This is a genomic window from Vibrio mediterranei (assembly GCF_013364395.1).
GTDB classification, from domain to species: Bacteria; Pseudomonadota; Gammaproteobacteria; order Enterobacterales; family Vibrionaceae; genus Vibrio; species Vibrio mediterranei.
Map to the genome: position 1 here is coordinate 354,463 of NZ_JABXGK010000001.1, position 13,403 is coordinate 367,865.

Genomic DNA, 13,403 nt, shown 5'->3' on the forward strand with positions numbered 1-13,403 from the left:
GTGAGTTCTCGCGTTAATCGGATTGTCCGTTTTTTTCTCTGGTTACTACTGACCGTATTGGTATTACTTGCCTCTGCGGTCACAGTGTTGCGTGTGGGTTTGCCACAGCTAAACAAAATTCAACCAGAAATTGTGACTTGGGTAAACCAAGGAACAGGTCTCAATATTTCTTTGAAAGATGTGCGCGGTTTTTGGCGTAACACTCACCCTTCTATTTCTCTTCAAGGTGTTGTTGTAGGTCTTCCTGAAAGTCCTGAAACCAAATTCGAAGTCGGGAACTTAGAGCTCGAATTTGACTTGATTCAAACCATTATTCAAAGACAGCCTGTCTTAGCGGATATGGTCATTAATGACATGATGCTGGACATTCGTTCGGTCGATTTACTAAAAGCGACCGAGCCAAAAACGGTTCAACAGCCCAAGCAACCCGCAGCGAGTGGCGAGCAGTTGGTCAACCGCCTAGATAACTTGTTATTAAGGCAGTTAGATCGCTTTGCTGTCGCTAATTCAACTGTGTTGTATCAATCTATATCTGGTGAAGAACGTCAGTTAGATATAGAGAATCTGCAATGGCGGAATCAAAAGGCACGCCATTTAGCACAGGGCACCATCTCCATTGCCGATGCAAACTTAAACTCGCTAGAAGTTAGAGCGGACTTTATTGATAAAGGTTCGCTGTCGAATGTCTCTGGCGACTTTTACGTGGCCGTGGACCAAATGTCACTGTCCCCGTGGCTGTCTGAAACTCAAAAGCAGCAAACTGGTATTAAAGATGGTGAAGTAAGCTTACGCAGCTGGATTACATTGGATAACAGCACTGCAAAAGAAGCTTATCTTGAAGTGTTACCATCTGAGCTTAGTTGGTCTAAAGATGGCAAAGACCACGATCTATTCGTCGAGTCTGCGGTTATGCATTTATTGCCATCAGATGCTGGTTGGCAGCTGAATGTTCATGAAGTTCAAGCCAGAACTAATGATGTTCCGTGGCCTGAACTGGATATTGCAGCAGAATGGAATCGCCAACAGCAATGGCAAGTGAATATTTCTCAGCTCGATGTGAATGCGTTAAAGCCATTGGCATCACTAAGTCCTGACTCGAGTGTGGAAGAGTGGTTAACTAAACTCAACCCGGGTGGGCTGATTGAAGATATTCGACTGTCCCAAACTAATGGTACTGACTCCCTGAAATATTCGGCACACCTTGAGAATATGTCGATGTCGCAATGGGAACTTTTGCCGGGCTTCTCTCATGTCTCAGGATCGGTGCGCGGTAATATGAAGCAAGCTCATGCCCGCGTTAACGTTATTGATGATCGTTTCCCTTATGGTGATGTGTTTCAAGCTCCACTAAATATTAAGCAAGGTTTGGTTGATATTCATTGGCAAAATAACGGCGAGCAAGGTTGGTCGTTATGGTCTGATAAAGTGACGGCTGCGACGCCAGACTTGCAAGTGCTTGGTGCTTTTAGACTTGATTTCCCTAAGAATGACAGCCCATTCTTGTCATTCTATGCCGAAGCGGATCTTTACAACGCAGGTGAGGTTTGGCGTTATCTGCCAACTTTAGCTATGGGGCAAAGTCTTACGGACTACTTATCGGCAGCGATCCAAGCGGGTCGAGTCAATACATCTAAGCTGTTGTGGTATGGCAAACTGTCAGACTTCCCATATCGAGAACACAACGGCATGTTCCAAGCTTGGGTGGGACTTCGCGATGCTAAATTTAGTTTTGATACCAATTGGCCACCACTGACTGACTTACAACTCGATTTGTTGTTCCAGAATGAGACCATGTATTTGGACTCTCGTTCTGCAACACTGATGAATGTTAAAGGCCAGCGAATCACGGGGCGAATTCCAGTACTCAGTGGTGATGGGCACCTTGAAATAGAAGCGAAGGCAACAGGTCAAGGCAGTGCCGTCAGGGATTATATGACCGCTTCGCCGCTGGTGGACTCGGTTGGTGCCGCGTTAACCGCGGTTCAAGTTAGTGGCGATGTGAATGCCGACTTCCAGTTGTATATTCCGTTTTCTGGCGACGATACTCCGTCCAGAGCTTGGGGGTATGCGGAGCTAAAAGACAATCATGTCGAAATTGATGCTCCCCCAATGACGCTGGAAAAAGTGTCCGGTAGAGTTGAGTTTGACAATGATGTGGTGAAAGCGACAGGGCTGTCTGCAAACTTGCTGAACCAGCCGATTTTCCTTGATTTTCAAGGGCAGAATGCTGGCAAAGGTTATTCGGTTGGAATTGATGCGGTTGGAGATTGGAAAACCGCACCTCTAGAGCCTTATGTTGGTGATAAGGTGGTCAGTCGACTGGCAGGGCATTCGCCTTGGAACCTAGACGTGGATATTCAGCTTAACGATGTCGGCTTTACTTACCAGCTTGACCTGAATGCTAACCTTGCAACCATTGCGAGTGACTATCCTTATCCACTCAAAAAAGCGTTTGGTGAATCAGGTAAAGCAAGGCTTCAAGCTTCCGGAAACCAACAAGCTATAACCGCTAGATTGCAGTTACCCTCCGTTAAATACCAAACCGAGATTGATATCACAGGAGAGGTTCCGGTTCTTAAGGCGACTAACTTAGTGTTGGGGAAAGGTGGGTTCAAAATCAGCCCTATAGTTGGCCATCACTTCCAAGTACGGTCCGATAAGTTCAATGTCGACCAGTGGAGCGAGTTGTTTAAAGAGCCGCCGAGTGAAAAGAAAGCATTACTAGATGAGCTGAATAAACCGGAGCTTCCATTACCTAAACGGGTAAACGTGGAAGCGAAAGAACTGATGTTAGGTGGTATTGAGTGGCACGATGTGAACTTCAATGCCAGATACAAAAAAGGTGGCTGGCAGTTCGATCTTGATAGCCAAGAGGCAAAAGGGCAGGCGAGTTACAGCGACAACAACGAGTTGTATGTTGCGTTGAAGCGTCTGCATATCTACGTGCCAGAATTTGATAAGAAGGCACAGGATGATGAGTCGCTGATCACTCAGGAAAACCTTGAAGCACCATTAGTGACTGAGTTTGATAAAACCTTCTTTGATATCATGCCGGATACTCAACTGACGATTGATAACTTCTGGTTCCAAGGTTACAAAGTCGGCAAAGTGGATATGGATGTTGAACGACAAGGTAATAAGCTCGTTTGGAAAAAACTGGACTTATCGAGTGGGACAAACAAAGTACATATTGACGGCAACTGGATGGTCGCTGGTCAGCAAAATAAAACACAGGTCAACCTAGCAGTCAGTGGTGAGAACAACAGTGATCTTATGGAACGATTTGGTATTACCTCTGGTATCCAACGTGCACCATTTGATCTCGACTCAAAGTTAACGTGGGATGGCGCACCATGGTCGATGCGAGTAAATACCGTCAGTGGTGAAATCAGTACTAAGCTAGGTAAAGGTATTATCTCTGATGTGAGCGGTGCCGCACGCTTGCTTGGTTTGTTTAGCTTGGATTCCATTATTCGTAAGATGCAGCTCGATTTTACCGATGTATTTGATAAAGGGATGGCGTTTAACTCAATTACAGGTAGCGGCAAAATCAGAGATGGCGTGTTTGTGACCAATGACATTAAGATGGATGCGGTCGCTGGTGAAATGACGATTAAAGGATTGGCTGACCTCTCGACTCAAACCGTCGACGCTGAAGTAAACTTTACGCCTGACATGACTTCAGGGATCCCTATCATTACGGCTTTTGCGGTGACGCCTCAGACAGCATTGGTTGTGCTTGCCGTGACGACAGTGATATCACCAGTGGTTGAGGTCGTGACACAAGTTAACTACTCAGTTAAAGGTCCACTGGACTCACCAACGGTAAGTGAGATTTCGAGGAGTCAGGGAGAGTATAAGTTACCTGAAAACCTCAAGAAGGAGATTAAGTAACACCATGAGCAAGGAACGCTTTGGCATCATACAAATGACATCAGGACCTGAACCAGAAGAGAACTTCAAGTTCATTGAACATAAGGTTGAGTTTCTTTCTGCTAAGGGGATGAAGTGGATTCTTACCCCAGAGAACTCGCTGGTTTTTGGTTCCCGTGACGATTATCACCGTCACGCGGAATTTTTAGGAAAAGGCAAGTATCAAGACAAGTTATCTGACTTAGCAAGACGCCATCAGATTCACCTTATTATTGGCAGCTTTCCTATTCGGGTTTCTGAAACGGAAGTGACTACAACAACGCTGGTCTTTGACGTAAATGGGCAGCGTATGAATCATTATGATAAGCTGCATATGTTTGATGTAGACGTCAATGATGGTCACAAAAATTACCGTGAATCAGAAACGTTTAAAGCGGGTACAAGCATTGCGATGGTGCCGACTGATTTTGGTGCGGTGGGCTTAACCATCTGCTATGACCTGCGTTTCCCACATCTATTCAGTGCGTTGAGGGCTCAAGGGGCGAGCGTAATTGTTGTGCCTGCGGCATTTACTGCGGTGACTGGAAAGGCACATTGGGAAGTCCTGTTGCGTGCTAGGGCGATTGAAAACCAATGTTGGATAGTCGCAGCTAATCAATGTGGCACCCACCCGTGTGGAAGAGAAACCTGGGGACACTCTATGGTGATATCGCCTTGGGGAGAGGTTCAAGGACAGCTTGAGCAGCAGACAGGTACAATAACCGCCGAACTGAATTTTGATGTTGTTGAAGAAGTGAGACAGAGTATGCCTGTCGCTAAACACATTCGATTTGAACAGCACTTACACTAATTATATTTACTATAAAGAGTAATCATATGGAACGCATAGAAGACGCGCTATTAGGGCCTACAGGTCTGTCTGAGCAAGATATTGAAGCTACGCTTGCGAGCATTGCAACTCGCCAGATTGACTATGCGGATATCTATTTTCAATCCAGCTGGCACGAATCTCTAGTGCTCGAAGACAGCATCATCAAGGACGGTTCATTTAATATCGACCGCGGTGTTGGTGTTAGAGCGGTTGCTGGCGAAAAAACGGGTTTTGCATACTCAGACCAAATCACACTGGATGGTCTGAAGCAAAGTGCAGTAGCGGCAAGAGGCATTGCACAGCAAGGTCAAAGCGCGCAAGTTAACGCGCTTACTCGTCGCGATAATCAAGCTTACTATGCAGCGGTTAACCCATTAGAAAGTTGGGAAAAACAACAAAAAACTGAACTGCTAAAGCAGCTTGATGCCTACATTCGTACTAAAGAGCCTTTAGTTAAAGAAGTCTCTGTCAGCTTAAGTGGCGTCTATGAGCAAATGCTAGTGGCGGCAACCGATGGAACCTTTGCTGGAGATGTGCGCCCATTGGTGCGCTTATCTATCAGTGTATTAGCACAGAAAGGCGACCGTCGTGAGCGTGGTAGTGCCGGTGGTGGTGGCCGCTATGGTTACGATTTCTTCCTCTCAACAGAAGAAGGTCAACAAGTCGCTTACAACTATGCCGATGAAGCCATTCGCCAAGCGCTAGTCAATCTGGAAGCGATTGACGCACCTGCTGGTACTATGCCAGTTGTACTAGGTTCTGGTTGGCCGGGAGTACTGTTACACGAAGCCGTAGGTCATGGCCTAGAGGGTGATTTTAACCGTAAAGAGTCATCAGTATTCTCTGGCAAGGTAGGTCAGCAAGTCACATCAAACCTGTGTACGATTGTTGATGATGGAACATTGCAAGACCTTCGTGGTTCGCTTAACGTGGACGATGAGGGTGTTCATGGACAGTACAATACGTTGATTGAAAATGGCACTCTGAAAGGTTACATGCAAGACAAGCTTAATGCACGTCTAATGGGAGTAAACCCTACAGGTAACGCCCGTCGTGAATCCTATGCCCACTTACCTATGCCTCGTATGACCAACACTTATATGTTGCCGGGTGAGCATTCTCCAGAAGAAATTATCTCTACCGTGAAGAAAGGTCTTTATGCACCAAACTTTGGTGGTGGTCAGGTTGATATTACCTCTGGCAAGTTTGTGTTCTCAGCATCAGAAGCGTATCTCATCGAAGACGGTAAGATTACTGCGCCAGTGAAAGGTGCGACGCTAATTGGCTCTGGTATCGAAGCGATGCAGCAAGTCTCTATGGTGGGTAATGACCTGAGTATCGACCGCGGTGTTGGCGTCTGTGGTAAGGCTGGGCAAAGTGTGCCAGTTGGTGTTGGTCAGCCAAGCTTGAAGTTAGATGCACTAACTGTAGGCGGTACTGACTAAGTTCACAAGTATAAAGCAAAAACTACCGTCATCCCCTTTTTCAAGGGGATGACGTCTCAGCCACTTACAAATTTTCCTCTGCAAATTCGGCCAATCTACTTCTTACCACACCATTTAAGTGAATGTTGGCACTGCCTCCGAAGTTCTTAAATCGCTCAACCATATACGTTAACCCTGATGTTACTGGCGTTAAGTACGGGGAATCAATTTGTGCTAAGTTACCCGAGCAGACAATCTTAGTCCCCTCACCGCAGCGAGTAATGATGGTTTTAATCTGAGAGGCTGTTAAGTTCTGGCACTCGTCGAGTAAAACAAACGCATTTTGGATTGAACGTCCGCGCATGAAGTTAATAGATTTGAACTGAATGTTGGCTTTATCACAGATGTATTTCAGTGAGCCCTCAGTGCAGTGATCGTTCTTGTGTAACGCTTCGAGTGTATCGGTAATGGCAGCCAACCAAGGCATCATTTTTTCTTCCTCAGTACCCGGAAGAAAACCGATGGACTCGCCAATATCTGGTGTATTTCGGGTGACGATGATCTTATCGAACATACCTCTCTCTATCGTCATCTCTAGCGCTGCAGCCATAGCGAGTAGCGTCTTACCACTACCAGCGGCACCTGTGAGAATCACTAAATCGATATCAGGGTCGAGTAAAGCATCCATGGCCATGCCTTGGTAGATATTCTTAGGGCGAATGTCCCATGCTTGTCGACACAATAGGCGTTCTTGGCTCAGATCTCGAATTGTCACTTTATCACTATCAATGTCGGCTACTCGTCCAGCAAAATCACTACTGTCATCGATCAAGTATTGATTGATAAACGTTGGGTCAATCGCGGCTCTGTCGAAAGTGTGATATGTCTTGTTGGCGAGGGTTTTGGTTTCCACCTCGTCAATATGTTCCCAAAACGCCCCTGCAGATTTTTGAAAACCTTTTGTGAGGTACTGAACATCATCGATTAGTTGATCAGTACGGTAGTCTTCAACAAAGCGAACACCAGCTCCTTTAGCTCTTAAGCGCATGTTGATGTCTTTAGTGACTAAAACGACTTCTCGAGGAGAGCGTTTATTTTGCAAGTAGAGCACCGCATTGAGAATCCGGTTGTCGCCTTCCTTGTCGGCGAAGGCTTTGACTGTTTCTTGCAGCACATAGTCTGCTAATATTGAAATGGTTCCTGTTGCTTCCATTTGGTGAGAGAAGGGAATCCCTTCAGAAATTTCATCAGGCGTCGCTTCTTTAAAGATATCTTCAAGAGCTCTAATTGCGACGCGTGCATCACGAGCAACATCGCGTTTGCTGTCCTTAATGCGATCGAGTTCTTCAAGTACGGTCATGGGTATGACGACGTCGTGTTCTTTGAACGAAAAAATGGCGTGGGGTTCGTGGAGAAGGATGTTGGTGTCGAGAACGAAAAATTTACGGTCGGTATCGCCCATAGAGTCTCCTTGCCGCAACTGGCGCTTGTCCTTTGCGGTTAACTCGGATTGGGAACGAGTCAGACTGGGATCAATGCTGGCTCGGATTTCCTATCTTAGTGAGTCAACCTTGCTATGTTCAATCGATGGTTAGTCTGATTGAACCTGATACCCTTGTATCCAATTAAAACATGGTTCTTTGGTAACATGTTATTAACGTTTACAATTTGAGTATAAGTGAAAAAACTCACTTTGGTCTTTACATTTGCCACTATTTTTTTGCAGTTTGATGTCAGCCACGACAATACAAAAAAAACTTAGGATTTCCTTGTAATTGGCGTGACCTGCATCACGCCTTCAAGTAAGATTAGCGACCTTTCACCCTAGGGTGAAAATGAGCAATATTTGCTCTATCACCTACTATTATTTGGGCGGGGTTTTGAGCTTAGTTTTCGACTGAGTTACCGTTTGAATGACCAAAAGATATCGATACGAGTTGAGGTAGTCTCTCTATGACATTTGCTTTAGGGCAGCGCTGGATTAGCGATACGGAAAGTGATTTAGGTTTAGGTACGGTCGTCGCATTGGATGCGAGAACAGTGTCTCTTATGTTTGCTGCATCAGAAGAAAACCGTGTGTACGCACGCAGTGATGCGCCAGTCACCAGAGTTATCTTTAATGTTGGCGATGTCATAGATAGCCAAGAAGGTTGGACGCTTCTAGTTGAAGAAGTGCTCGAAGACCAAGGCGTATTAACGTATGTCGGTATACGTCAAGATACAGAAGAGCAGGGCGTTGCATTACGCGAGATCTTCTTGAGCCACCAAATTCGTTTTAACAAGCCGCAAGACAAATTGTTTGCAGGTCAAATCGACCGAATGGATAACTTTGTACTGCGCTATCGTGCACTAAGCAATCAATACGAACAACACAAAAGTCCAATGCGCGGTCTTTGTGGCATGCGTGCAGGCTTGATTCCTCATCAGCTCTTTATTGCTCATGAAGTGGGGCGTCGTTATGCGCCACGTGTATTACTGGCTGATGAAGTTGGTCTCGGAAAAACCATTGAAGCAGGTATGATCATTCACCAGCAAGTGCTGTCTGGCCGTGCTCAACGTGTTTTGATTGTGGTACCAGAGACACTACAGCATCAATGGTTGGTAGAAATGATGCGTCGTTTCAATCTGCATTTCTCTATTTTTGATGAAGAACGCTGCATTGAGGCATGCGCAGAGGCGGATAACCCGTTTGATACTCAACAGTTTGTCCTATGCTCTTTGGACTTTTTACGTAAGAGTCGTAAACGTTTTGAACAAGCATTGGAAGGCGAATGGGATCTGCTGGTCGTGGATGAAGCGCACCACCTTGAGTGGAGTCAAGACAATCCAAGTCGTCAGTACCAAGTCATTGAAGCGTTGGCCGAAAAGACACCGGGTGTCCTTTTGCTAACAGCAACACCAGAGCAGTTGGGACGCGAAAGCCACTTTGCACGATTGCGCCTTCTCGATTCAGACCGTTTCTTTGATTATGAATCTTTCGTTAAAGAAGAAGAGCAATATGCGCCAGTTGCCGATGCAGTAACAGCTCTGTTCTCAGGGGAAGCGCTGAGCAATGAGGCGAAAAACCAAATTACTGAGCTATTGTCTGAGCAAGACGTTGAGCCATTGTTCAACGTTCTAGATAGCAATGCCAGTGATGAAGAAAAAGCCACGGCACGTCAAGAGCTTATCGACAACCTAATGGATCGCCACGGTACTGGACGAGTGCTGTTCCGAAATACGCGTGCCGCGATTAAAGGCTTTCCAAAGCGTAACGTAAACCTTGTGCCGATGCCGATTCCACAGCAATACACCACCTCTATGCGCGTATCAGGCATGATTGGTGGCAAGATGGCACCAGAAGCACGCGCGATGAAAATGCTTTACCCTGAAGAGATTTTCCAAGAGTTTGAAGGCGAAGACTCTAGCTGGTGGCAGTTCGATTCTCGTGTTAACTGGCTGATTGAAAAGATCACAGCAAAGCGCAGCGAGAAAGTGTTGGTGATTGCATCACGTGCAAGTACCGCTCTTCAGCTTGAGCAAGCGTTGCGTGAACGTGAAGGTATCCGTGCAACTGTGTTCCATGAAGGTATGTCGATTCTTGAACGTGATAAAGCAGCAGCCTACTTCGCTCAAGAAGAAGGTGGTGCTCAGGTCTTGATCTGTAGTGAAATTGGTTCTGAAGGTCGTAACTTCCAGTTTGCGAACCAACTGGTGATGTTTGATTTACCATTCAACCCAGACTTGCTAGAACAGCGTATTGGCCGTTTGGACCGTATTGGTCAGAAGCGTGATATTGACGTGCACGTTCCCTATTTAGAGAACACCTCTCAAGCGATACTAGCACGTTGGTTCGATGAAGGACTCAATGCATTTGCTGAGACGTGTCCAACGGGACGTATGGTGTATGACCGCTATGAAGAGAGCATTATCAACATGCTTGCCAGTGGCGATACGACCGAGCTGGATGAGGTGATTGAAGGCTCAAGACATTACAACCAAGAGCTTAAGCATGAACTTGAGCAAGGCCGTGACCGTTTACTTGAGATGCATTCTAATGGTGGTGAAGCAGCGCAAGAGATTGTCGAAAAGATTGCAGCGACCGATGGCGATACTAACTTAGTCACATTCGCACTGAGTTTGTTTGACACCATTGGTTTAAACCAAGATGACAAAGGTGAAAACGCTCTGGTGGTGACGCCTTCTGAGCATATGATGGTACCGAGCTATCCAGGCCTACCGTATGAAGGAGCAACCATTACGTTTGACCGTGATACGGCGCTTTCTCGTGAAGATATGAACTTTATTAGTTGGGAACATCCAATGATTCAGGGCGGTATCGATCTCGTGATGAGTGAAGGCGTAGGGACGTGCGCCGTTTCGCTTCTGAAAAACAAAGCACTGCCAGTCGGTACTATCTTATTGGAGTTGGTGTATGTTGTGGATGCGCAAGCACCAAAACAGAGTGGTATTAGCCGCTTCTTACCACCAACACCGATTCGCTTGATGATGGATGCTCGCGGTAATGATCTCTCTTCACAAGTAGAGTTTGAAGGCTTCAATCGTCAGCTCAGCCCTGTGAATCGCCATTTGGGCAGTAAGTTGGTGACGTCTGTTCAAGCCGATGTTCATCGATTGATTGAATCGGGTAATGAGGCGGTAGAAGAGAAAGTCGTGGCGGTTCGCGAGCAAGCGCATAAAGCGATGTATGCGAGCTTGAATGGTGAACTAGAACGCTTACAGGCGCTAAAAGCGGTAAACCCAAATATTCGTGACGAGGAAATCGAAGCGATTGAAGCTCAAATCAAAGAGCTTGATGGTTATATTGCGAAAGCTCAAGTCCAACTGGATTCACTACGTCTGATCGTTGTCAGCCACAACTAATAACACAAAATAGGGCGCAGATATCTGCGTCCTATTTCATTGTGATGCGGTAAATTATTATGGCCATGCTTAGCTACACACCTCCTACAGATCCTTGGATAGATACTGTATTTGAAGATGAACATATTCTCGCGGTAAACAAACCTTCAGGCTTGTTATCTGTACCAGGGAAAGCGCCCGAGCATTATGACAGTATGTGGAGCCGTCTTGTTGAGGTGTATCCCGAGATTCAAGTAGTGCATCGTTTAGACATGTCGACCTCTGGGCTGATGTTACTAGCGAAAAACAAAGAAGCAGAACGTTCTTTAAAGAAACAGTTTCAGTATCGGCTTACTCATAAAGTCTACTATGCGCGAGTTTGGGGAACACCTGATGAATCGGAAGGGTTAATCGATTTACCGCTTATTTGTGATTGGCCGAACCGTCCAAGGCAAAAAGTGTGCTACGAACATGGCAAGCCGTCGCAAACATACTATCAGGTGGTAAAGCAGGAGCAACAGACAAGTATTGTGCGCTTATTCCCCATTACCGGACGTTCACATCAACTAAGAGTGCATTTATTGGAACTGGGGCATCCTATCGTTGGTGATGAATTCTACGCCCATGAAGAAGCGATGAGTTTCTCAGATAGATTAGAGCTGCATGCGGCAGAGCTGTGTTTCTACCATCCTGAAACTGAAAAGCTACAATCCATTTTCGTTCCATGCGATTTTCATCAAGTGTCTGAGCCATTAGTGGTGCAACACTTTGACCCCGCGACAGATTTACCGGATTATAAGACCTTGCCTCGGTCATAAAGTGTGTGGCCGTACGACATCAAGGAGAAGTCATGGCCACCAAGAAAATTGTCTTTTTAGATCGTGATACCATTCCAGCATCCATCGCGATTCCCACTCCAAATTTCGTACATCAATGGGTCGAATATCAGTCAACCTCGCCTGAACAAGTGTTAGAACGCATTTATGATGCAGATGTCGTCATTAGCAATAAAGTCTATTTAGGTTCAGACATTCTTGAACAGGCCAAGCAAGTAAAACATATTGCGGTGGCTGCCACTGGGGTTAATAACGTTGAGCTCGATTACTGCGCGCAACGCGGTATTACCGTTACCAATGTCCAAGGTTATGCGACTCAATCGGTGCCTGAACATGTGATTGCATTGCTATTTACTTTGATGCGAAATATTCCTGCTTACCACAACGATATCCGCAATGGTGAGTGGCAACGTCAGAATAAGTTTTGTTTCTTCACTCATCCTATTCAAGATATTGCTCACTCTACCTTAGGTATTATTGGTAGCGGAGCCCTAGGGCAGGCGACAGCGGCGCTTGCTAGAGCAATTGGTATGAATGTGCAGTTCTCCGAACGCAAAGGTGTAACACAATGCCGCGAGGGCTATGTGCCTTTTGAACGATTTTTGAAAACGAGCGATGCCATTGCCCTTTTGTGTCCTTTGACCGAGGAAACGACCAATCTTATCGATAGTGAAGCGTTGTCGAATATGAAGTCTACGGCAGTATTGATTAATACTGGACGCGGTGGCTTGGTTAACGAAGCGGCTTTGGTTTGTGCTTTAAAGGAGAATCACATTGCTGGAGCAGGAGTGGATGTTTTTACAGAAGAGCCAGCGCCTCAAACCAATCCTCTAGTCGAGAATATGGATTTGCCCAATCTCATTTTAACGCCGCATGTCGCATGGGGAAGCCGCTCTTCCATAGAGAAGCTTTGTGAAATATTAGTGAGTAATATTGAAGCGGTAGAACAAGGCAAAACGCAAAATAGAGTGGTCTAGAAATAACTCGCCCCACGTAAAGTGGGGCGAGGAAATTAATCTGCTTGTGGTTTAACGACCAGTACATTGATGGGTGAGTTCTGAACCACTTTACTTGCAACAGAGCCAAGAACTACCTTGTCGATCTTAGAGCGTTTGTGACTTGGCATAACAATTAAGTCTGCGCCTAAGCGCTCCGCATAATCAAGTATAGTTGCATAAGGTTTACCCTCAGCAACATGAACTTTATAGACGACTTCATCAGGGATGTGCTGATCAGCAAATGATTTAAGTTGCGCTTTGACATCATTTTTCATTTGCGAGGCGGCATCTTTAGGGAAATACGTAGCCACCATAGACATATGGATACCCGGCAGAACATTTAATAAATGCACTTCGGCATTAGAGTGCTTAGCATGCCAGACCGCGATTTCTACAGCTTTGTCTGAAAAGCCTTTATCGTTTAAATCGACAGGAACAAGGATTTGCTTGTACATGTGTTTTCTCTTTTTGGTTTGTACCCTACTAGCATAGGGTAAAGCATACGCTTGGCTAGTTTTATCCGTTCCGTATTAAGGTTTTTAGGCTCTGGGTTCAAAAG

At 45.8% G+C, this 13,403-nt stretch carries 8 protein-coding genes; 6 read left to right on the forward strand and 2 right to left on the reverse strand.

All coding sequences use genetic code 11. The annotated features are described in order from the left end of the window. From HOP38_RS01830 to tldD, 3 genes are read left to right on the forward strand one after another with little or no spacing between them, the layout of a single operon-like run. Nucleotides 1-3,894: a YhdP family protein gene (locus HOP38_RS01830; protein ID WP_198557310.1), complete on the forward strand. Its 3,894-nt coding sequence runs from the start codon at nucleotides 1-3 to the stop codon at nucleotides 3,892-3,894. A 4-nt stretch (nucleotides 3,895-3,898) separates the two neighbouring features. Next, nucleotides 3,899-4,723, forward strand: coding sequence for a carbon-nitrogen hydrolase family protein (locus HOP38_RS01835; RefSeq protein WP_006071019.1), 825 nt, complete (start codon nucleotides 3,899-3,901; stop codon nucleotides 4,721-4,723). A gap of 26 nt (nucleotides 4,724-4,749) precedes the next feature. Next, nucleotides 4,750-6,189, forward strand: coding sequence for a metalloprotease TldD (tldD, locus tag HOP38_RS01840; RefSeq protein WP_006071021.1), 1,440 nt, complete (start codon nucleotides 4,750-4,752; stop codon nucleotides 6,187-6,189). 64 nt (nucleotides 6,190-6,253) lie between these two features. Here tldD and HOP38_RS01845 read toward each other — a convergent pair whose 3' ends face one another. After that, nucleotides 6,254-7,630: a PhoH family protein gene (locus tag HOP38_RS01845; protein WP_198557311.1), complete on the reverse strand. Its 1,377-nt coding sequence runs from the start codon at nucleotides 7,628-7,630 to the stop codon at nucleotides 6,254-6,256. 491 nt (nucleotides 7,631-8,121) lie between these two features. Between HOP38_RS01845 and rapA the strand changes: the two genes are divergently transcribed. The 3 genes from rapA to HOP38_RS01860 are packed head-to-tail and all read left to right on the forward strand — an operon-like array spanning nucleotide 8,122 to nucleotide 12,823. Further along, on the forward strand, nucleotides 8,122-11,031 hold the full coding sequence (rapA, locus tag HOP38_RS01850) for an RNA polymerase-associated protein RapA (protein WP_198557312.1): 2,910 nt from the start codon (nucleotides 8,122-8,124) through the stop codon (nucleotides 11,029-11,031). A gap of 59 nt (nucleotides 11,032-11,090) precedes the next feature. After that, a complete protein-coding gene (gene rluA, locus HOP38_RS01855) occupies nucleotides 11,091-11,828 on the forward strand; it encodes a bifunctional tRNA pseudouridine(32) synthase/23S rRNA pseudouridine(746) synthase RluA (RefSeq protein WP_038229155.1) in 738 nt (245 codons plus the stop codon). A gap of 32 nt (nucleotides 11,829-11,860) precedes the next feature. After that, nucleotides 11,861-12,823 (forward strand): D-2-hydroxyacid dehydrogenase, encoded by a 963-nt coding sequence (locus tag HOP38_RS01860; RefSeq protein WP_198557313.1) that lies wholly within the window; start codon nucleotides 11,861-11,863, stop codon nucleotides 12,821-12,823. 35 nt (nucleotides 12,824-12,858) lie between these two features. On the opposite strand, the gene HOP38_RS01865 is transcribed toward HOP38_RS01860, so the two are convergent. Then, nucleotides 12,859-13,299, reverse strand: coding sequence for a universal stress protein (locus tag HOP38_RS01865; RefSeq protein ID WP_006072878.1), 441 nt, complete (start codon nucleotides 13,297-13,299; stop codon nucleotides 12,859-12,861). Nucleotides 13,300-13,403: the final 104 nt, after the last annotated feature.

What these genes read in the sequence shown, in the direction of transcription:
- HOP38_RS01835 (WP_006071019.1), top strand. Translation starts at nt 3,899, where the DNA reads ATGAGCAAGGAACGCTTTGGCATCATACAAATGACATCAGGACCTGAA.
- tldD (WP_006071021.1), top strand. Translation starts at nt 4,750, where the DNA reads ATGGAACGCATAGAAGACGCGCTATTAGGGCCTACAGGTCTGTCTGAG.
- HOP38_RS01845 (WP_198557311.1), bottom strand. Translation starts at nt 7,630, where the DNA reads ATGGGCGATACCGACCGTAAATTTTTCGTTCTCGACACCAACATCCTT.
- rapA (WP_198557312.1), top strand. Translation starts at nt 8,122, where the DNA reads ATGACATTTGCTTTAGGGCAGCGCTGGATTAGCGATACGGAAAGTGAT.
- rluA (WP_038229155.1), top strand. Translation starts at nt 11,091, where the DNA reads ATGGCCATGCTTAGCTACACACCTCCTACAGATCCTTGGATAGATACT.
- HOP38_RS01860 (WP_198557313.1), top strand. Translation starts at nt 11,861, where the DNA reads ATGGCCACCAAGAAAATTGTCTTTTTAGATCGTGATACCATTCCAGCA.
- HOP38_RS01865 (WP_006072878.1), bottom strand. Translation starts at nt 13,299, where the DNA reads ATGTACAAGCAAATCCTTGTTCCTGTCGATTTAAACGATAAAGGCTTT.